Origin of the sequence: Rahnella bruchi, assembly GCF_003614975.1 — a bacterium.
Classification (GTDB): domain Bacteria; phylum Pseudomonadota; class Gammaproteobacteria; order Enterobacterales; family Enterobacteriaceae; genus Rahnella; species Rahnella bruchi.
This window is the reverse complement of record NZ_QZWI01000001.1, coordinates 20,197-41,270: the sequence shown is the minus strand read 5'-3', so window position 1 is coordinate 41,270 and position 21,074 is coordinate 20,197. Positions and strand designations below refer to the sequence as shown.

19 protein-coding genes are annotated in these 21,074 nt (G+C 53.4%); 11 read left to right on the top strand and 8 right to left on the bottom strand.

What is annotated here, in order from left to right; genetic code table 11:
* The first annotated feature begins 58 nt into the window (after nt 1-58).
* The 9 genes from D5398_RS00180 (at nt 59) to D5398_RS00140 (ending at nt 10,385) form a co-directional block, all read left to right on the top strand.
* Nucleotides 59-574, top strand: a complete 516-nt coding sequence (locus D5398_RS00180; protein WP_120505836.1) for an RrF2 family transcriptional regulator — start codon at nt 59-61, stop codon at nt 572-574.
* Nucleotides 575-728: 154 nt separating this feature from the next.
* Entirely contained in the window at nt 729-1,391 is a 663-nt protein-coding gene (locus tag D5398_RS00175; RefSeq protein WP_120505835.1) for an FMN-dependent NADH-azoreductase, read from the top strand.
* 307 nt (nt 1,392-1,698) lie between these two features.
* Nucleotides 1,699-3,573 carry a PTS beta-glucoside transporter subunit IIABC gene (gene bglF, locus D5398_RS00170; RefSeq protein ID WP_120505834.1) on the top strand — a complete coding sequence of 625 codons (1,875 nt, stop codon included), beginning with the start codon at nt 1,699-1,701 and terminating at the stop codon, nt 3,571-3,573.
* Nucleotides 3,574-3,595: 22 nt separating this feature from the next.
* Nucleotides 3,596-4,993 carry a glycoside hydrolase family 1 protein gene (locus tag D5398_RS00165; protein WP_120505833.1) on the top strand — a complete coding sequence of 466 codons (1,398 nt, stop codon included), beginning with the start codon at nt 3,596-3,598 and terminating at the stop codon, nt 4,991-4,993.
* A gap of 141 nt (nt 4,994-5,134) precedes the next feature.
* Nucleotides 5,135-6,541, top strand: a complete 1,407-nt coding sequence (locus D5398_RS00160) for a carbohydrate porin (RefSeq protein ID WP_162940694.1) — start codon at nt 5,135-5,137, stop codon at nt 6,539-6,541.
* Nucleotides 6,542-6,665: 124 nt separating this feature from the next.
* Nucleotides 6,666-7,514, top strand: coding sequence for a BglG family transcription antiterminator LicT (gene licT / locus D5398_RS00155; protein WP_120505832.1), 849 nt, complete (start codon nt 6,666-6,668; stop codon nt 7,512-7,514).
* A 230-nt stretch (nt 7,515-7,744) separates the two neighbouring features.
* On the top strand, nt 7,745-9,226 hold the full coding sequence (ansP, locus tag D5398_RS00150; protein WP_120505831.1) for an L-asparagine permease: 1,482 nt from the start codon (nt 7,745-7,747) through the stop codon (nt 9,224-9,226).
* Nucleotides 9,227-9,381: 155 nt separating this feature from the next.
* Nucleotides 9,382-9,579: a hypothetical protein gene (locus D5398_RS00145; RefSeq protein WP_120505830.1), complete on the top strand. Its 198-nt coding sequence runs from the start codon at nt 9,382-9,384 to the stop codon at nt 9,577-9,579.
* On the top strand, nt 9,579-10,385 hold the full coding sequence (locus D5398_RS00140; protein WP_120505829.1) for a hypothetical protein: 807 nt from the start codon (nt 9,579-9,581) through the stop codon (nt 10,383-10,385). Before D5398_RS00145 ends, D5398_RS00140 begins: the two co-directional genes overlap by 1 nt.
* Nucleotides 10,386-10,405: 20 nt before the next feature.
* Here D5398_RS00140 and D5398_RS00135 read toward each other — a convergent pair whose 3' ends face one another.
* On the bottom strand, nt 10,406-11,095 hold the full coding sequence (locus D5398_RS00135) for a fumarylacetoacetate hydrolase family protein (RefSeq protein WP_120505828.1): 690 nt from the start codon (nt 11,093-11,095) through the stop codon (nt 10,406-10,408).
* Between the two features lie 92 nt (nt 11,096-11,187).
* Nucleotides 11,188-11,982 (bottom strand): SDR family NAD(P)-dependent oxidoreductase, encoded by a 795-nt coding sequence (locus tag D5398_RS00130; protein ID WP_120505827.1) that lies wholly within the window; start codon nt 11,980-11,982, stop codon nt 11,188-11,190.
* 112 nt (nt 11,983-12,094) lie between these two features.
* On the opposite strand from D5398_RS00130, the gene D5398_RS00125 reads away from it, so the two are divergent.
* On the top strand, nt 12,095-12,541 hold the full coding sequence (locus D5398_RS00125; protein WP_120505826.1) for a winged helix-turn-helix transcriptional regulator: 447 nt from the start codon (nt 12,095-12,097) through the stop codon (nt 12,539-12,541).
* Nucleotides 12,542-12,588: 47 nt separating this feature from the next.
* Here D5398_RS00125 and D5398_RS00120 read toward each other — a convergent pair whose 3' ends face one another.
* The 5 genes from D5398_RS00120 to D5398_RS00100 are packed head-to-tail and all read right to left on the bottom strand — an operon-like array spanning nt 12,589 to nt 19,623.
* Nucleotides 12,589-14,616, bottom strand: coding sequence for a CocE/NonD family hydrolase (locus tag D5398_RS00120; protein WP_120505825.1), 2,028 nt, complete (start codon nt 14,614-14,616; stop codon nt 12,589-12,591).
* The gene (locus D5398_RS00115; RefSeq protein ID WP_120505824.1) at nt 14,613-16,256 is read right to left on the bottom strand and encodes an ABC transporter ATP-binding protein; all 1,644 of its coding nucleotides are present in this window, start codon (nt 16,254-16,256) and stop codon (nt 14,613-14,615) included. The genes D5398_RS00120 and D5398_RS00115 overlap by 4 nt, the downstream gene beginning before the upstream one ends.
* Nucleotides 16,253-17,080, bottom strand: a complete 828-nt coding sequence (locus D5398_RS00110) for an ABC transporter permease (RefSeq protein ID WP_120162685.1) — start codon at nt 17,078-17,080, stop codon at nt 16,253-16,255. Before D5398_RS00110 ends, D5398_RS00115 begins: the two co-directional genes overlap by 4 nt.
* A gap of 12 nt (nt 17,081-17,092) precedes the next feature.
* Nucleotides 17,093-18,040, bottom strand: a complete 948-nt coding sequence (locus tag D5398_RS00105) for an ABC transporter permease (protein WP_120505823.1) — start codon at nt 18,038-18,040, stop codon at nt 17,093-17,095.
* Nucleotides 18,040-19,623, bottom strand: coding sequence for an ABC transporter substrate-binding protein (locus tag D5398_RS00100; RefSeq protein WP_120505822.1), 1,584 nt, complete (start codon nt 19,621-19,623; stop codon nt 18,040-18,042). Before D5398_RS00100 ends, D5398_RS00105 begins: the two co-directional genes overlap by 1 nt.
* A 218-nt stretch (nt 19,624-19,841) precedes the next feature.
* Between D5398_RS00100 and D5398_RS00095 the strand changes: the two genes are divergently transcribed.
* Nucleotides 19,842-20,117 carry a CBU_0592 family membrane protein gene (locus tag D5398_RS00095; RefSeq protein ID WP_120505821.1) on the top strand — a complete coding sequence of 92 codons (276 nt, stop codon included), beginning with the start codon at nt 19,842-19,844 and terminating at the stop codon, nt 20,115-20,117.
* Between the two features lie 60 nt (nt 20,118-20,177).
* On the opposite strand, the gene D5398_RS00090 is transcribed toward D5398_RS00095, so the two are convergent.
* The gene (locus tag D5398_RS00090) at nt 20,178-21,068 is read right to left on the bottom strand and encodes a LysR substrate-binding domain-containing protein (protein ID WP_120505820.1); all 891 of its coding nucleotides are present in this window, start codon (nt 21,066-21,068) and stop codon (nt 20,178-20,180) included.
* Nucleotides 21,069-21,074: the final 6 nt, after the last annotated feature.

The following is a 21,074-nucleotide window of genomic DNA, read 5'->3' as shown; positions in this document are numbered from 1 at the left end:
GCAGGCATCTGGTGTTTAATTAGGTGTCATCTGGTCTTAGTTTGGAGCACAACCTCGTATGTCTCATATCAGCGCCGGCGTCGAATACGCCCTGCATTGCCTGTTATTTATCGCCGATCCGCAGGGAAAGGTGACGGATGCCAGTGTGCGCGATTTGTCAGAACTTCAGGGGGTGCCGTTCGATTACGTCGCTAAACTGTTCACCAAACTGCACAAAGCAAAACTTATCATCGCGACAGAAGGCGCGAAGGGCGGTATCCGACTGGCGAAACCGTCGCAGGAAATCAGCGTGCTGGAAGTGGTAGATGCCATCGATGGGCGCAAAAAGCTCTTCGACTGCAAGGAAATCCGCAACCGCTGCGCGGTGTTTGAAGACAATCCTCCGTCCTGGGCGAGTTCCGGGCTGTGTGCAATACACGCGCTGATGATTGAAGCCGATGACAAAATGCGTGAAGTGCTTGCGGCGCAAACACTCGCCGGACTGGCCTCGCAGTTTGGTCGCAAAGCCCCGCCGGAGTTCAGTCAGCAGGTGACCCGCTGGCTGGGAGATCGCGGTTCCCGTCGAATAATCTGATCCATTCTTTCAGACTTTTTTCTCACTGGCACTTGCCAGCGGGGTATCTTTGGGCGTATTTTTAACTACGACAAATACAGTCCTAGTTAATCAGTGCTGGTCAAAACAGCCTCAGTTAAAAGCGCCGATGATCATCCACGGCAAAAGGAAAAACATGAAAATTCTACACGTTGATGCAAGTTCTAAATTTCACCAGTGGTCTAATTCCCGTGCGCTGGGGCGCTATTTCATTGAACAGTTGCAACATAAGGGCGTTGAACTCGAGATTGATTATCTGGATGTCACCGAAGATGTGCAGCCACACATTTCGGCAGAATTTGTGCAGGCCACGTATACGCCTGAAGCGCAACGTACTGACCGTATGCGCGAAGTGCTGGCAGAATCTGATGCGCTGTGTCAGCGCGTGATGGAAGCGGATGCGCTGGTTTGCGCCATGCCAATGTATAACTGGACGATTCCTTCCACGTTCAAAACATTCATCGACAATATTATCCGTACCAATGTCACTTATGATCTGCATGATGACGGCAGCATTACCGGTAATCTGGGCGATAAGAAAGTGCTGTTTGTGACCACGCGCGGCGCTGATCTCGGTGAAGGCAGTCCGTTTGCTAACATGGATGCGATGACGCCGGTGCTGAAAAACGCTTTTGGATTTATCGGGGTAGAAAACCCGTGGTTTGTGGATGCTCAGCCTTTGCAATTCTCCGATGAAGCAGCGCGCGAAGCGGGGCTGAAAAAAGCACGTGAGGAGCTGGATACGGTATCCGAAGAGTGGGCGCTGAGCCTGGTTTCTGCGGATGTCACCGCAGCCTGATATAGAGTAAATCGTGTGACTGGCGCTCAGGAAAGAGCGTCAGTTAACACAAAATCTGAAGCCGATCACAGTTTCATCATCCGGCAGATATTACGACTTGTTTCTGGCTGCGATTCGCCGGAGAATTCATTCGAAAAGCAGGATTGTTACTGTCTGACAGGCAAAACCTAAACTTCTCGTTTTTTCGCATATTGCGAAAAGGCCGGAAGTTTAGGTTTTTTTTTGGCCTGAATTCAGGGGCAGGCCGCCCCTTTGAAATACAACGGCAATGTCGTGCACGACGCCATTACTCTGATGAGATAACACCATGGAATACAGTACATTAGCCGATGAAATTCTCCGCGGAGTGGGCGGAAAGGAAAACGTAGTCAGCGTGGTTCATTGCGTGACCCGTTTACGTTTCAAACTGAAAAACACCAGTAAGGCCGATGCCGCCGGACTGAAAGAAAATCCGGGCGTGATCATGGTCGTGGAAAGCGGAGGCCAGTTTCAGGTGGTGATCGGCAACCACGTCGGCGCGGTATATGACGCACTGGTAAAAGGCAGTACGCTTTCCGACAGCGACGATGATGGCACCGGTGAAAAAGGCAGTTTACTTGCCCGTGCGATTGACGTTATTTCAGGTATTTTTACACCGTTCATCGGCATCATGGCGGCATCGGGGATCCTGAAAGGATTTCTTGCACTGGCGCTGGCCTGCGGCTGGCTAAACCCTGAGAGCGGAACTTATAAAGTCTGGTTCGCTGCCAGCGATGCAATGTTCTACTTCTTCCCACTGGTGATTGGTTACACAGCCGGTAAGAAATTTGGCGGTAATCCGTTTGTCACCATGGTGATTGGCGGCGCAATGGTTCATCCGCTGATGATTGCCGCTTTCCAGGCGCAACAGACGGGGGTGCAAGGGGATTCTTTCTTCGGTATCCCTCTGGTTTTTATCAATTATGCTTCATCAGTTATCCCGGTGATTCTGGCCGCATGGGTTTCCTGCTGGCTGGAAAAGAGAGCAATGAAACTCCTGCCTTCTTCGCTGCGTAACTTCATCACGCCGCTTATCTGCCTGATGGTGGTGGTGCCGCTGACTTTCCTGATTATCGGGCCGGTCGCGACCTGGGCCAGTCAGCAACTGGCTAACGGCTACCAGTTTGTTTATCACGTCAGCCCGATGATTGCCGGTGCCTTTATGGGGGCACTGTGGCAGGTGTGTGTGATTTTCGGTCTGCACTGGGGACTGGTGCCGCTGATGATCAACAACTTCAGTATTCTCGGTCACGACACCATGATGCCACTGTTGCTGCCAGCCGTGATGGGGCAGGTCGGCGCGGTCATCGGCGTGATGCTGCGTGCTAAAGATGCGCGAACCAAAGCGCTGGCAGGTTCAGCTATCAGTGCCGGTATTTTTGGGATCACAGAACCCGCCGTTTACGGTATTAACCTGCCGCGTCGTCGTCCGTTTATCTTCGGTTGCGTCGGTGGTGCAATAGGCGCGGCGATCCTCGGGTATTTCCAGACGACGGCGTATTCCTTCGGTTTCGCCAATATCTTCACCTTCACCCAGATTATTCCTCCGACCGGTTTTGATAAAACCGTCACGGCTGCGATTGTCGGCACACTGATTGCGCTGGTGTTCGCTGCACTGGCGACCTATTTCTTCGGTATCAAAGAAGAAGCGGCAACGCCGGAAATCACTGAAAAGGCGAAAGCAGAGGCTGTTCAGGCGCCACGCGGAAAGACGCTGATCGCCAGCCCGATGACCGGTTCCTGCATAGCTCTCGATCAGGTAAAAGACCCGACATTTGCCAGCGGTCTGCTGGGAAAAGGTGTGGCGATCGTCCCGACGACAGGCCGCGTGGTTTCACCGGTTAACGGCACCATTGCTTCGCTGTTCAAAACTCATCACGCCATCGGGATTGAGTCCGACGAGGGGGCAGAAATTCTGATCCACGTCGGCATCGATACGGTGAAGCTGGACGGCAAATTCTTTACGCCACACGTTGCGGTTGACGCGGTGGTGAAGCAGGGCGATTTGTTGCTGGAATTCGATATGCAGGCCATTTCCGATGCCGGTTACGACCTGACGACGCCGGTGCTGGTCACCAACAGCGATGACTATCTTGACGTCATCCCGGCAGGTGTCGGCCAGGACGCCAGCGAACAAACGCCATTACTGACTTTATTACGATAACGGCCAGAGCCAGGAGGTTCACATGAACAAGCAATTCCCAGACGGTTTCTTATGGGGCGGCGCAGTCGCAGCCAATCAGGTGGAAGGTGCATATCTGACTGACGGAAAAGGGTTATCGACATCTGACCTGCAACCGCAAGGCGTTTTTGGTCCGGTGCAGGAACGTGCGGAAGGTGATTTCGGCGTCAAAGATGTGGCGATTGATTTCTATCATCGCTATCCGCAAGACATGAAATTGTTCGCCGAAATGGGTTTCACCGTGCTGCGTACTTCCATCGCCTGGACGCGTATTTTCCCGCAGGGTGATGAATTGCAGCCAAACGAAGCCGGTCTGGCATTTTACGACCGTCTGTTTGATGAAATGGCAAAATACGGGATCACACCGCTGGTGACGCTTTCGCATTACGAAATGCCCTATGGCATCGTGAAAAATCACGGTGGATGGGGTAGCCGCGATACCATCGGTTTCTTTGAAAATTACGCCCGTACTGTGTTCAGCCGTTATAAAGATAAAGTGAAACACTGGCTGACGTTCAACGAAATCAACATGTCATTGCACGCGCCGTTCACCGGTGTTGGGCTGCCGGAAGACAGCAGCAAGCAGGAAATTTATCAGGCGATCCATCATCAGCTGGTGGCCAGCGCCAAAGCGGTCAAAGCCTGCCATGAAATTATTCCGGATGGCAAAATCGGTAATATGCTGCTCGGCGGAATGCTGTATCCGCTGACCTGCAAACCGGCCGATATGATGGAAACATTGCAACAAAACCGCGACTGGTTATTCTTCGGCGATGTTCAGGTACGTGGCGCATATCCGGCTTATATGACGCGTTTCTTTAAAGATCGCGGCATGAAAATTAATATTACCGCTGAAGATAAAGTGACGCTAAAAGAAACCGTCGACTTTATTTCATTCAGTTACTATATGACCGGTTGTGTAACTACCGACGAAGAACAAAATATTAAAGCGCGTGCCAATATATTAAATATGGTGCCGAATCCGCATTTACAAAGTTCCGAATGGGGCTGGCAGATTGATCCGGAAGGTTTGCGTTTCTTAATGAATGAACTGTATGACCGTTACCAGAAGCCATTATTTATTGTGGAAAACGGATTAGGTGCTCGCGATAAAGTCGAAGCGGATGGCAGCATCAACGACGATTATCGTATTGAGTACATCAACGACCATCTGGTTCAGGTACGCGAAGCCATTGAAGACGGCGTAGAAGTCATGGGTTACACCAGCTGGGGACCAATCGATCTGGTCAGCGCTTCAAAAGCAGAATTCTCCAAACGCTACGGATATATCTATGTTGACCGTGATGACCAGGGGAATGGCACACTGGAACGCCGTCGTAAGAAAAGTTTCTTCTGGTATAAAGAAGTCATTGGTTCTAATGGTGCAGCGTTAAAATCCTGATCTGCTTTTTTGATTTTTATAATCAACATTTTCTAAATAGCAAATAACCTCTGCGGCTTATAACTCTATAAGCTGCAGTCTCGCCCTGTATTGCCCGATAATAATAATGATGATTTAAAATAATAAAACGGAAATATCAAGATGAAACGTTTTCAGAATTCTGTTACACCTACCTGTAAATTAATAAATAATAACCGACTACTGAAAGGCAGTGTTCTGGCACTGTGTTTTTTAACTGCAGGCATTCATTCGGCGCACGCAGCGGATAGCTGGAATGGCACTGTTTTAGGATTTGAGGCGCCCGGCGCAGGCATGCTCGGCGATATGATGGGCATCCGACCGATTATCGAAGATCACGGTTTTCATTATCAGCTCGGCTATCTGAGTGAATCGTCTTATAACGCGGGTGGTGGTTATAACCATGATAAACATCTGGCATATATCGATCAGTTCTCGCTGACGTTTACCCAGGATCTGGAGATGTACACCGGCATTCCTGACGCTGCCATTGAAGGAAATATTGTTAACCGTAACCATAACGACAGCCTGACGTCAGAACGTACGCAGGATCCACGCGTCGGATTTAACGATATCGCGCAGGAAAGCTGGGGCGGACAGTCGATTACCCGTCTGGGCTGGCTGACGTTTGGCCGCAGTTTCGATGACCGCAAATTGCACTGGCGCATCGGTATGATGAACAAAAATCAGGATTTTGATCAGATTATCCCGTGCGATTTCCAGTTGCTCAGCCAGTGCGGCGGCAAATCGGCTAACTCGATGACCTGGTATAACTGGAATAAACACTACTGGGGAACCACAATCCAGTACAAGCTGACGCCGGAACTGACGCTGAAAACCGGCATTATGGAACAAAACCCGGATGCGTCGGACCGTAAATACGCCTGGAGCGGTTCGCTTAAAGGTGCGCGCGGTATTCTGCTGCCGATGGAGGCGGAACTGAAAACCAAAGTGAATGGTTTACCGGGGATTTATAACTTCGGTTTGCTGTATACCAACTCACCACAAACTGATTTGTCGGAAGGGAAAACGCAGAGCGTCGGCGCAACGGACCCTGAAGGATACCGCAAACACAGTAGCACCTGGTTTATGTATACCGGTTTCAATCAACAGGTGACGCAGCGCGGGGACGATCCGAACCGGGGGATGAGTGTGTCCTACAGTCTCGGGCTGGGCGATCAGCGCAGTAATGCAATTCATTACACCCAGGCCGCTTCTATGCGCTATCGCGGGCTGTTTGATGCGCGCCCCGACGACTGGCTGGGCTTTGGGATGACCTACCTTAAAATGAGCAACCATTACCGCCAGAATCAGGAAAATCTGAACACTATTTATCAGGTGGATGACTACGGTAATCCGCTGTATACGCCGTTGTCCGGGCATTCGGTAAACGCCGATCTGTATTATCAGGTTAAAGTCCGCTCCTGGCTGATTCTGCAACCGGATTTGCAATACTGGTACCGACCGGGTGGAGTGAAGGAAACGCAGGATGCCTGGGTGACCGGACTTAAGGCCATCGTCACGTTCTGAGTGCAAAATTTACGTCTGACTGAGGATCGTATCTGGTAAAATTATCCGGCAGATCCGCAGACTGCGGCCGATAAAACCTGATCATCCATAAGGACGATCGGGTTTTTCTTTTCAGGGAATAACAATGAAAATCGCCAAAATACTTAATAATAACGTGGTGGTTGTCGTCAACGTTCAGCAGCGGGAACAGGTCGTCATGGGCTGCGGGCTGGCGTTTATGAAGAAAACCGGAGATGAACTCGATGAAAGTAAAATCGAGAAAATCTTCGAATTACAGAGCGACGAACTGGTCGCGCATCTGACCGAACTGCTTTCGCATATTCCGATGGAAGTGATGACCACCTGCGACCAGATCATCACGCTGGCGCGCGGACGGCTTGGGAAATTGCAGGAAAATTTATACATCGCCCTCACCGATCACTGTAATTTTGCCATCGAACGACAGAAAAAGGGCGTACCGATCAGCAACGCTTTGCTTTGGGAAACCCGTCGTCTGTATCCGAAAGAATACGCGCTCGGGCTGGAAGCGCTGGAAATTATTCATTCGCGCCTCGGTGTGCGTCTACCGGTGGATGAAGCCGGTTTTATCGCCCTGCATTTGGTGAACGCTCAGCTCAATGGCGAAATGCCGGAAGTGCAACAAATCACCCGCGTTATGCAAGAAATCCTCAATCTGGTGAAATATCAGCTGCGCATTGAATATGACGAAGAATCACTGAGCTATCAGCGTTTCGTCACCCATCTGAAATTTTTCGCACAGCGCATGCTCAGCCGCACTGTGGTGGCCGATGACGACATGACGTTGCATGTGGCCGTGAAAGAGAACTATCCGCAAGCCTGGCAATGCTCGGAAAAAATCGGTGATTACCTTTCCGCTCAATATCAGCGGGAACTGACAACAGAAGAGATCATGTATCTGTCGATCAATATTGAGCGGGTCAGAAAAGAGTGCCTGCCGAAAGAATCTCCGTAGCGCACGCAAACGCAAAATTCGTTGTGCGAAATATGACTGCTCACAATTTTTTATGACGGTTTTTTTTGCCACGGTTAATGAGAACAGGTAGCATCCTTCGCCGTTATTGCACCAAAACAGTTCCGGCTAAAAAAACTACAGTGGGTAAACCCCATAAACGTTGAGGCTTGCAATCGTTTGCTTGCAGCACCCGACGTCAGGTGAAGGTTATTTTTGGAGAACAAGATCGAATGAAGTCTCATAAGAAATCGGCAGAGGCGAAGCAGGCGGCGAAAAGACGCTGGCTGGACTCGCACGAACACGGGTATCACAAAAGTATGGGCAATCGTCAGGTACAGATGATTGCCATTGGTGGTTCTATCGGCACCGGTCTGTTTCTCGGCGCGGGCGCGCGTTTACAGATGGCTGGCCCGGCGCTGGCCATCGTGTATGCGGTGTGCGGTATTTTCTCATTCTTTATTTTACGTGCGTTGGGCGAACTGGTTTTACACCGTCCGACCAGCGGCAGTTTCGTCTCTTATGCCCGTGAGTTCCTGGGCGAAAAAGCTTCTTACGTTGCAGGCTGGATGTATTTCCTTAACTGGGCGATGACCGGCATTGTCGATATCACCGCAGTGGCTCTTTACATGCACTATTGGGGAACCTTCGGTGATGTTCCGCAGTGGATGTTTGCGCTGGGCGCGCTGGCGATTGTTGCCACGATGAACATGATCGGCGTGAAGTGGTTCGCTGAAATGGAATTCTGGTTTGCGCTGATCAAGGTGGCGGCAATTGCCCTGTTCCTGATTGTGGGTGTGGTGTTCCTCGGCACCGGCAAACAGCTGGACGGCAATACCACCGGTTTACATCTGATAACCGACAACGGCGGTATCTTCCCGCACGGCCTATTACCGGCGCTGGTTCTGGTGCAGGGCGTGGTCTTCGCGTTCGCGGCCATTGAACTGGTCGGGACCGCGGCTGGCGAAACCAAAAATCCTGAAAAAGTATTGCCGAAAGCCATTAACAGTGTTATCTGGCGTATCGCATTATTCTACGTGGGTTCTGTGGTGCTGCTGGTTCTGTTATTACCGTGGAATGCGTATCAGGCCGGCCAGAGCCCGTTTGTGACCTTCTTCAGTAAGCTTGGCGTACCTTATATCGGCACCATCATGAACATCGTGGTGCTGACTGCGGCGCTGTCGAGCCTGAACTCCGGGCTGTATTCCACCGGTCGTATTTTGCGTTCCCTGTCGATGGGCGGTTCTGCGCCGAAATTCATGTCGAAAATGAGCGCGCAGCAGGTGCCTTACGCGGGCATTCTGGTGACCGTGGGTATTTATGTGATCGGCGTGGTACTCAACTACTACGTGCCTTCGCAGGTGTTTGAAATTGTCCTGAACGTCGCTTCACTCGGCATCCTCAGTTCATGGGCTTTCATCATCGTTTGCCAGATGAAGCTGCGTACAGCCATCAAAGAAGGTCGCGCGAAAGACGTTTCCTTCAAAATGCCGTGGGCACCGGTCACTTCGTGGCTGACGCTGGCTTTCCTGGCAAGCGTACTGGTCCTGATGGCATTTGATTACCCGAACGGCACGTATACCGTGGCGACGATTCCGGTGCTGATCATCCTGCTGGTTCTGGGCTGGATTGGCCTGCGCAAACGTGCGGCTGAAGTTCATGCCGAACAGGCCGCGCATGAAGAAGCACATCATGAAGGTCAGGACGTCAGGTAATTCATTGACGTCTGAGATTTTCAGCAAAGGGCTGCCGCAAGGTGGCCCTTTTTTATATCTGCTGGCGTAAAAACAGATCCCGTAAAAAATCCGAAACAGCCACAGCCCCTCTCTCCTTTGACTAGGCTTACTCTTTAGTTTTGAGAGGTAAACCTATGATCAAGATTGTGTTGCAGATTTTCTCCAGCCCGGAAAAATTCCTCGGGTTATTCAGTGCCGCAGATATGGAAAACACGCTCGAAGAGGGCGAGCGTATTCTGATTGATGAAAACGGTACGGCGTCCGTGAATCCGGCCAATCAGGATATGCAGGAAGATTTCGCCCGTCATGTCAAACGCATGAGCGTGCTGTAATGGCCACAGCGGTATTCATGGTGTTAATGGTCTGCGGGTACTGGTATACCACCCGCGACATCTCATCGCGTTTTAAACTTAAACGAACTTTCGGCTGGGACGTGCATTTCCTGGTGGCGCTGTACGGCTGTATTTTTGTGCTACAGGGCGTGCTGGTGATTGCGCTGGTGTATCTGGCGCTGTGGGGGATTTCAGAAGTCGTTAACTGGCTGCCCGCGATCCCGCATCTGCATCAGGATGTGCATTATCACCGTGATTTTATTAACTGGAGTTTCTTAGGGATCCAGGCGCCTGTGGTCATTATGCTTGGTGTCTCCGTGATGCTGTGTCTGGTACGCACCACCTGGTCGCCGGGCCTGCGGCTCAATACCGCCGGACGCAAGCAACTTTATAAGCAACTCACCCGCGCCAATGGCGTGGAAGGATTGCTGTATCAGTGCATGGAAGAGGGCGATATGGTGTTTATTACGCTTCAGTCGCGACGCGTCTATATCGGCATGGTGCATACGGCGCGCTGTGAAACCAGTTCGTCGGATAATGTGGTGGTGATCCCCATGGTCAGTGGTTATCGCGATAAAGACACGCTGGAACTGCGCGTCGAGCATAACTACGCCCGTTATTATCAGGAACACGGAATTACGCCGGTGTCTTCGCCAGCGAATGTGCTGAAATTTCGCAAAGTGATTTTACTGAGCCAGATTGAAACGCTTTCGCTGTTTGACCCGTCCAGCGCCTGTGCGTTTGAGAAGCTAATCCCGATTATTGAAGAAGAGAATCAGAGAAAAATTGGGGAGAAGGACGCCTGAGGTCAGACGTCCTGGATGAATCACACGATGGTAAAGCTGAAATCGCTCAGACCTTCGATGCCACCGGTAATCACATCACCGCGCACCACCGCACCGACGCCCGCTGGTGTGCCGGTGTAAATCAGGTCACCCGGTTTGAGTTCCACGGCCTGCGACAGATAACTGATCACATCTGCGACCTGCCAGATCTGGTCGCTCAAATCGCCGCGCTGACGTTTTTCACCGTTCACATCCAGCCAGATTTTACCGCTGGCAGGATGACCTGTCTGGCTGACCGGCAATAGCGGATTGGCGGGTGCGGAATCATCAAAACCTTTAGCGAAATCCCACGGACGCCCCTGTTTCTTGGCCTGTGCCTGGATATCGCGACGGGTTAAATCCACGCCCACGGTATAACCCCACACGTGTGAAAGCGCATCTTCAGGGGAGATATTCTTGCCGACTTTGGCAATCGCCACGACCAGTTCGACTTCGTAATGCAGGTCTTCGGTCAGGGTCGGATAGGGCACGTTACCGCTGGCAGGAATAACCGCATCAGCCGGTTTACCGAAGAAAAATGGCGGTTCGCGATCCGGGTCATGCCCCATTTCACGAGCATGTTCGGAATAGTTACGTCCCACGCAGTACACGCGGCGCAGGGGAAAACGTTCGCTCTGGCCTTCGACAGCCAGAGAGGGAGTCTGTGGAGCAGCAATCACATATTCAGTCATCGTATTCACTTCACAAAGTTGTCGAATTAACATATTTGCAAAGCAAATCAACATTGACCAGTAAATTTATGTTACTGGCCAATGTCTCACTGTCAGGCTTTGTAACGTGGTGCCGCGTGGGATTGCAGGAAATTCGGTACCATCGCCGAGCGCAGCGCGTCAAATTCGTCCCACTGTTTTTCATCCTGCAATGGTGGAATGGTGACTTTTTCTTTACGGTCAAAGCCCAGCAGCGCGGCGTCCACCAGTTCACCGACTTCCATCACACCCGGCACTTCATCGATATTTTTACCCGAGCGCGCCCAGATTTCCGTACGCGTTGCGGCAGGCAATACGGCCTGAACGTACAAACCGCGTGCGGCCATTTCAAATTGCAACGTCTGGCTGAAGGTCAGCACAAAGGCTTTTGTGGCGGAATACACCGCAGATTGCAGCTCCGGCGTCAGGGCCATCACCGAGGCGATATTGATAATCGCGCCGTCTTTATGTTTGATCAGACCGTCGAACGCCACGCGGGAAAGGCGCGCCACAGAGGTGACATTCAGTGTGATCAGATTCTCGATAGCATCGGCATCGCTGTTCTCAAAACCGGCTTTCAGCGAAGCACCCGCATTATTCACCAGCAGTGAAATTTGCGGATTGGCGCGGATGAAATCTTCTACGCGGGCGAGATCTTCGCTACGGGTCAGGTCAGCAGGCAGCACGGTGATATTAACGCCGGATTCCTGTTGCAGGCGGTCTGACAGCGCATTAAGGCGGTCAGCGTCACGGGCCACGAGGATTAAATCGTAGCCGCGTTTCGCCAGACGGTCGGCATACGTCGCGCCAATACCAGTGGATGCGCCGGTGATTAGAGCAACAGATTTGGAGCGAATTGAATCTGACATGGGAGAACCTCTGCGTTGATAAAGTGGTTTAATTATAAAACCAGATGATTTTTAGCATCAGTGGTTTTATAATGCAACCAGATTCTTTAAAACGCGTTGAACAGGAAGTGCCATGAAACGAACCCGTCTGGAAAACACGCCTTGTCCGGCAGGCCGTGCGCTCGATTTAATTGGCGACTGGTGGACGCTGCTGATCGTGCGCGACGCCATGCGAGGAATTTCACGCTTTAGTGAATTTCAGCGCAGCCTGGGCGCGGCAAAAAACATTCTCAGTACCCGGCTGAAAGCGCTGGTAGCTGAGGAGATTTTGAAGGTAGAACCGGCTGCCGATGGTTCGGCGTATCAGGATTACGTGCTGACAGAAAAAGGGCTGGCGCTGCAACCGGTGCTGGTCGCGCTGGGGCAGTGGGGCAGTGAATACCTGTTTGAGGAAGGCGAAGCCTGTACGTTGCTGGTGGATATCGAAAACCGCCAGCCGCTGCGTAAACTGGAAATCCGTGCGCAGGACGGGCGGGTGCTGGAAAGTCAGGATATTACGGCGATAATTCCTGAAATCTGATACAAATTTGGAGCCGCTCCCTCCCCTGCGAAGGGGAGGGTTTTAGATTATCGCGCAATTCTCTCGTGCCAGTACTTGGTGAACTCTTCCTCACCGTTCAGGCTAACCACCATATCGCCACTGACGATAAAATGCGTCAGGTCGCTGCGCAGTTCGAGGGTGATCTCCGCTTCCATCCACCAGCCTTCACGCCCCATTTTCATGGTCTGGGTCAGCAGATAACGCGCGGAAAGCGGATCGCTGTTGCTGACGGTCAGCTCCCGCCGCAGATTATGGTCGACGGTCGTATCAATATCATCAAAACGGTAAACGCCTTCGCCGAAGACACCGCCCACGCCGTTGGTTACGCTGGTCCAGCTGTCGGTAAGAAAATCGTAGGTGATGTTGCGGTCGACGCGTCCCGGTGACAGCACAGTTTGCGGAGTAAGCGGTGCGCTTTGCGGCTCTTTGATCGGGCCGTCGATAGAAACGGGTTGCTCGCATACCGGCAGACTGAGCTGCGCACTGTGCAAATCTAAGGTCAGCGTTGTCGCTTCTGCCATCGGCCAGATCATCGGCCAGAAGGTGGTCGCCAGTGAAATGCGCATCCGGTGTCCGGTGGCAAAGCGATGCGCGATACCGTCCAGCTGTACCGGTACTTTGACTTTCTGGCCGGGGATCAGCGGTACAGATTTATCATGACCATGCAGATGCGAAAGATTCAGCCAGCCGTGTGTAACGCGATTCACCGAACCGTCCGGCGCAACATCTGAAAGCCTGACATATAGCATTGCAGCCGGTTTATCACTGCTGAGTTCGACGGTAAATTCCGGGAAGCCGAAAATAGTCAGCGGTTCGGCCAGCGGTTCGCCGTCGAAGATTTCCGCCATGCCGTCATCGACACGCTGGTCCGGCGGCATTTCGCCCGGCACGCCTGCGCCCATCCATTCACCCGCCATCAGACCGTGGTTCTGCGGCGAGCAGATATTAAGTACACCTGCGTCAACGTCCGGCTGGGTATTAAGCTGGCCGCGTGTCAGCCAGCGCGGGCTGTGATTAATATTACTGGCGGTGCCGCGGTCAAATCCCACCCATTCGCCGGGGCTTACCGGACGCATCGCCGATGGCGGCTGACTGTCCTGCAACCAGGTCTGGATCATCGGGCCTTCCATCGCACCGTTGTCTTCGCCTTTTAGCCAGTGATCCCACCAGCGCACGGCTTCCTGTAAGAAGCCAATTGCCGGTTCCGGCGTGCCGTCCTGCGGATAGATATGCGCCCACGGGCCAAGAATGGCGCGGCGCGGGACTTTCAGATTGTCCATCAGACGGAAAACAGCGTTGCTGTAAGCGTCAGCCCAGCCGCCAATCGCCATCACCGGGCACTGGATTGCCGACCAGTCTTCGCACACCGAACCGTGCTGCCAGTATTCATCGCGCAGCGGATGCTCCATCCACAGCGCCGGAAAGAACGGCATGTTTTCCAGACGGTTGAGCCAGTCTTTGTACCAGCTTTCACCGACCAGCGCAGGGTCGGAAGGGCGGCTCTGGTACGCCAGCATGATGCCGCCCCACCAGAGATTGTCGTTAAGCAGACAGCCGCCTTTGTAGTGGATGTCATCGCGGTAGCGGTCGTCGGTAGAACAGACAGTGATGATGGCTTTCAGCGCCGGAGGGCGGCGGGCGGCGACCTGCAGGCCGTTGAAGCCACCCCAGGATTTACCCATCATGCCGACGTTGCCGCTGCACCAGCGTTGTCCGGTTATCCACTGAATAACTTCCAGCGCGTCTTCCTGTTCCTGCAACAGATATTCATCAGCCAGCAAGCCGTCAGACTCGCCGCTGCCGCGCATATCCACACGCACTACGGCATAGCCGTTTCCGGCGAAGAAACCGTGCATCGGTTCGTCGCGGGTACGGGTTCCGTCGCGCTTGCGGTAGGGAATGTATTCGAGAATGGCGGGCACCGGATGGCGTTCGGCGTCGTCCGGCAGCCACAGGCGGGCAGCGAGGCGCGTGCCATCGTTCAGCGGGATCCACAAATGTTCAGTCACGGTGACGGCGTGAGGGAATTCGGTCACGATGCGTTTGGTGCTCATAAGACTCCTGTCGAAGGAATAGCTGCCGCCGGAAGCGCCGTGCCGCGCAGGGCGAGAACATCGTCCAGCCAGCTGGTGCGCATTTCTGGTACGGAGGTCAGCAGTTTTTCGGTATAGCTGTGCATTGGCGCGCTGAAGACCACGTCGGTATCGCCGCTGGCGACCACCTGACCCTGATACATCACCGCCACCTGATGGGCGATACGTTTTACCGTGCCGAGATCATGGGTGATAAAAAGATACGACAGCCCGAGCTGTTGCTGTAACCGGCGCAGCAGATTCAGTACTTCTTCTGCTACCAGCGGATCGAGCGCTGACGTGGCTTCATCGCAGATAATCAGTTCCGGTTGCGCGGCAAGTGCACGGGCGATACAAACACGTTGTTTCTGCCCGCCAGAAAGCTCACCGGGACGACGGTCAATCAGTTTGACCGGCAGTTCGGTCAGGCGCAGTAATTCTTCCACGCGCTCGCGCACCTGCATTTTGTTCATCCCAAAATAGAAGGTCAGCGGGCGGCCGATGATATCCAGCAGCGTCTGGCGCGGGTTCAGCGCCACGTCAGGCAGCTGATAAATCATCTGCATGCGGCGCAGCGTTTCTTTGTTGCGCTTATGGAAATTGTGCGAAAGCTGAATGCCATCGAAATCCACGCTGCCTTCGGTGTCAGGCAGCAGGCCGACCAATGCGCGTGCCAGCGTACTTTTACCACTACCTGATTCGCCGATAATCGCCAGCGTTTTGCCGCGCGGCAGTTGCAGGCTGACATCGTGAACCACCCGTTTCCCGTTGTAGCCGGTGCTCAGTTTACGCATCGTCAGCAGCGGCTGTCCGGCGGATTCATGACTTTCCGACAGCGGCGTCAGTGCCTGTTCACGCTCAGCCACCAGCCTGCGGGTGTATTCCTGCTGCGGATTTTCCAGAATGGTTTGGGTATCGCCGGTTTCCACTTCTTTGCCGTGACGCAGCACCATAATGCGGTCGGCAAGTTGCGCGACAACGGCCAGGTCATGTGTGATATACAGCGCTGCTGTGTTGAATTCGCGCACCAGTTTGCGCAGCATGACCAGCACTTCAATCTGCGTGGTAACGTCCAGCGCGGTGGTTGGCTCATCCATAATCAGCAAATCGGGTTTACAGGACATCGCCATCGCGGCCATCGCGCGCTGAAGTTGCCCGCCGGAAAGCTGATGCGGATAGCGTTTGCCGATGTTTTCCGGATCCGGTAAATCCAGCGAGCGGAACAACGAAATCGCCCACTGGCGGCTTTCTTCTTTACTCATCAGACCGTGGCGGATCGGGCCTTCGCAGACCTGTTTTTCAATGGTCAGCGCCGGATTAAACGAGGCCGCCGCACTTTGCGCCACATAGGCTACCCGTTTGCCGCGCCATTCGCGTTTGACGCTGGAAGGCTGAGAAACGATATCCGTGCCATCGAGAATGACTTCGCCACCGGCAATCCGGCAGCCCTGACGTGCGTAACCCAGTGCCGCCAGCCCGATGGTGGATTTCCCTGCACCGGATTCGCCAATCAGACCGAGCACTTCGCCCGCCGCCAGTTTGAGTGAAATATCCTGCACCAGCGGCGAGCCATCGAGGGTTTCGATGCGCAGGCCGCGCATTTCTAAAATCGTGCGTGTCATGCTTCATCTCCATGCGGCAGGCTGTTGCGCGCCAGAAGCCAGTCAACCACCAGATTGACACCAATCGTCAGCAGGGCAATCGCCGCCGCCGGATACAATGGCGCGAACTGACCAAAGTTAATCGCCTGCGCGTTGTCGCGCACCATGCTGCCCCAGTCGGCATACGGCGGCTGAATGCCCAGACCTAAGAAGCTCAGGCCCGCGATAAACAGGAAGGTAAAGCAGAAGCGCATACCAAACTCCGCCAGCAGCGGCGGCAGGGCGTTCGGCAGGATTTCTTTAAACAGCACCCAGCGCAGCCCTTCGCCACGCAAACGCGCTGCTTCCACATATTCCTGACAGACAATGGCCTGGGCGACCAGGCGTGCCAGCCGGAAAACGCGGGTGGCATCGAGCAGGGCGATGGTCAGCACCAGTACCGGAATGGACGTGCCCATCACGGACAACACGATCAGCGCGAAAATCAGCACCGGAATCGACATCACGGTATCAACGATGCGCGACAGCACCACATCCACCCATTTGCCGTAAATCGCTGCCGTAAAGCCGGTGACAATGCCAATGATGAATGAGCTGAAGGTGATAGTCAGTGCGATAGCAATCGTGGTGCGTGCACCAAACAAAATGCGTGAAAGCATATCTCGCCCGAGGCTGTCGGTGCCAAATGGCGTGGCGGCGGAGGGCAGCAACCAGATGTCGCCGACCTGTTCGGTTTCGCTGTGCGGCGCGAGCCACGGCGCAAAAATAGCCGCCAGCAGATTCACCGCAATAATCACAATACCAATCCAGGCCGACAGCGGGATGTTAATGAAATACCGGTTCATGAGTTCCCTCTTTTAGCGCGCATGGCGCAGGCGTGGATTGCACCAAATCGCCAGCAAATCGGCGGTGGTGTTGAGGAAAATATAAGTGCCGCCAAACAGCAGACCGCAGGCCTGAACCACCGGCAGGTCGCGCTTGGTCACCGCATCCACCATGTACTGCCCGATGCCAGGATAGACAAACACGACTTCCACCAGGATCACGCCGACCACCAGATACGCGAGGTTAAACGCCACCACGTTGATGATAGGCGCAAGGGCATTTGGCAGCGCGTGAGCGACCACAATGCGCCAGCGCGGTATGCCTTTGAGCACCGCGCTTTCGATGTACGGACTGGCCATCACCGCGGTGACCGACGCGCGCGTCATGCGCAGCATATGTGCCAGCACCACCAGCGTCAGAGTGAGCATCGGCAGGGTGCAGACATAAAGACGGTCGAAGAACGAAGAGCTGCTGTCGACCATCGCCAGACTCGGAAACCAGGTCAGGCGGATAGCGAAGGCGATCACCAGAATGTAGCCAACGAAAAACTCCGGTACTGAAATACTGATCAGTGTCAGCGTATTTGCCAGCCGGTCGAAGACCGAACCGCGCCAGATGGCGGAGGCGATGCCTAAACCCACCGCCAGCGGAATGGCGATCACCGCGGCATATCCGGCGAGGAACAGCGTATTCGCCAAACGCGGCAGCAGTTCGTCGCTGATGGCGCGACCGTTGGCCAGTGAATGACCTAAATCACCGTGCATAATGCCCGCCAGCCAGTGCAGATAACGCAGTACTGACGGCTCATCCAGCCCGAGTTGCAGACGCAACGCGGCAACGGTTTCAGGCGTAGCGCTCTGGCCCAGAATAGCCGTTGCAACGTCACCGGGCAGCATTTCTGTGCCGATGAAAATCAGCACAGAAACCAGCCACAGCGTGATAATGCCCAACAGGACCCGCTGTAAAATCCGTTTTTTCATCATGCCTCCAGCCAGACGCGCTCGGCCAGACGACCACCCATGAAGTTAAACATCGGATGTGGCTTGATGCCGCCGACTTTTTTACTGGCCGCATCAAGATAATCGCCGAACAGCGGGATCATCGCGCCACCGTTGTCGCGCACGATGCTTTGCAGTTCGCCATAGATTTCAGCACGTTTGCCCTCATCAAGCAGTGAACGGGCCTGCAACAGTAATGCGTCAAACTTCTCATCTTTCCAGTGCGTGTCGTTCCATTTTGCGGTGGACTGATAGGCAGTGGAGAACATCTGGTCCGCCGTCGGACGTCCGCCCCAGTAACCCATGCTGAAGGGCGCTTTCATCCACACGTCGTCCCAGTAACTGTCGGCGGGCTGGCGTTTGATGTTGACCTGAATGCCGCCTTTTTGCGCCTGTCCCTGGAACAGGGCCGCGGCGTCGAGCGCACCGGCAAAGGCAGCGTCAGAAGAGGACAGTTCGATTTTGAGATCTGTCAGACCGGCTTTTTTCAGGTAGAACTTCGATTTGTCCGGATCGTAAGCGCGTTGTTCCAGACTGTGATTGAAGAAACGGTCTGTTTTCGGGATAGGGTGATCGTTACCCAGCGAGCCGTAACCGCGCAGCACGGTGTCGAGGATTTTCTGGCGGTCGATGCCGTGTTTAATCGCCATGCGCACGTCGTTGTTGTTGTACGGTGCGACGCTGCAATCCATCAGGAACGTAAAGTGCTGGCCACCGGAGGAACGCACAATATTGAGCGCCGGGCTGCGTTTGAGGAAATCGACCGTTTTGAAATCGACGCGGTTAATCGCATGCACCTGACCGGAAATCAGGGCGTTGGTGCGTGCGGTCGGATCGTTGATGACCAGCACTTCCACAGCATCGACAAAGGCGCGATCCGGCTTCCAGTAATTCGGGTTACGTTTGAACAGTGAGCGTACGCCCGGTTCGTACTGATCAAAGATAAACCCGCCGGTGCCAATCGGGTGTGACCAGTCAGTGAAGCCGTTGGGAACGACCACCAGATGGTAATCCGCCAGTAGATACGGCAGGTCGGCGTTGCCGCTGTCGAGGGTAATGAGGATCTGATTATCGCCCTGTTTGGTCAGGCCGGTAATCGGTGCCAGCTGGGTTTTGATGGCGCTTTTGGATTTGTCGCCGCGATGCAGGTTGATGGAGTAGAGGATGTCTTCGGCATCAAGCTTTTTGCCGTTATGAAAGGTGACGCCATCGCGAACGGTAAATACCCATTCGGCCGCACCCGGTTTGGCTTCCCATGCGGAGAACAGTTCCGGCGTAGCTTTGTTATTTTCATCAATTTCCACCAGGCCGTTCATCAGCATATATGCCTGATTTAATGGCACCCAGTCGCTGAATAATGTCGGGTCCAGCGTATCACTGGTATTTCCCCCTGACATACCCAGTTTTAATACGCCGCCTTTTTTCGGCTCTGCGGCAAACGCAGAGAAAGGTGAAAATCCTAAGGCACTGGTAATACCCACAGCGGAAGCGCTGGTAATAAAGCCGCGACGGCTAAGTTGTGCATCCTGCATTAATTTCGTCAAAGGGGAATTATTATCTTTCATTAATTTTCTCCATAGTACGTGCTGGAATTTTATAGGTGCAGGCGAAATACCCCAGGTGTTTCTAATTGGCGCAATGGATTGCCTTGATGATTTATATCAAAACCCCCTGTTGAACTTGCATGAGAATTTATCATGAGGGTATGCGAAAAATGCGCGGCAGAACACCCTGAAAAGCTTTATTTTTCTGATCTATCAATATCTGGAAAGGGAAGTGGCCGGTGGAAATGCATACGGTTGTCGGCTTAATTGGCGTGTTTTGCTATCTTCTGGCTTATGCGCTGGTTCAAATGCGCAGGCTAGCGGTTGATGCTAATAGTTACGCCTATCTTAATATAATCGGCGGTGTGTTTGGCCTGTATTCGTTAAGCCATGATTTTAACCTTGCATCCTGTATTTCACAGTCATGCTGGCTGTTGTTTACGTTAATTGGTATGAATTCTGCGAGAAAACGCAGATATCTGGAAAGGAATAAAATCCCGCCGACGGATATATAAATAACATATAAGAACATTATTATTTTTTAACTCTCTCCCCTTCGCAGGGGAAAGAGTTTATTAAGGCTGTTTCAGCCAGTTAATCACTTTATGCACCACAGGTTTCAGGAACCGGTCCTGCGGCGTCAGCATGTAGCATTTTCCGGCGGCGGCCAGTTTGCCGGGATGTGCCGCCACCAGCTGGCCGCTGTTGACGTAATCCTGCACCAGTCCTTCCCACCCCAGTAAGATTCCGTCCCCCAGCACTGCCGACTGCACCAGAAACGGATAGTTATTGGCGCGCCATGTTCTGCGCGGCGTCACGAAACTGACATCCTGTGAGGCAAACCAGTCACGCCAGCCGGTCCATTCACGTTGCGGGTCGTCCTGGATAAGCAATGTTTGCTCGAGCAAATCAGCAGCGCTGGTATCGGCCGGCAGGCGACTGAGAAATTCAGGCGAGCACATCGGATAGCAGACTTCATCGAACAGTGCCTGCACGTGATAACCAGGCGGCGGCTCGCGCAGATAGAAAATAGCCAGGTCAAATTCTGATGATTTGAGATCCGAAAAACTGTCGGAGATTTTCATGCGGATTTGCAAGTCTGGCAGCAGCTGGCGCAATGAGGAAAGACGTGACGAAAGCCACAGGCCGCTCATCGCACTGGTGCAGGCCAGCGTAACCTGCGGTAAACCGTTCCAGCCCATGACTTCTGCCGTGGACTGCGAAATATCTCCCAGCAATTTACGCACCTGTTGCGCGTAAGTTTCGCCGCGGGGTGTCAGCGTAGTTTTACGCTGGGCGCGCTGAAAAAGCTTACAGCCGAGCATTTCTTCCAGCTGGATAATCTGGCGGCTGATGGCGCTTTGGGTCAGATTAAGCTCGTCGGCTGCCCGGGAAAAACTGCAATAACGTGCCACGCATTCAAAAGCCACCAGCGTGTTCAGTGGCGGTAACGGTTCGATTTGCACGATAAA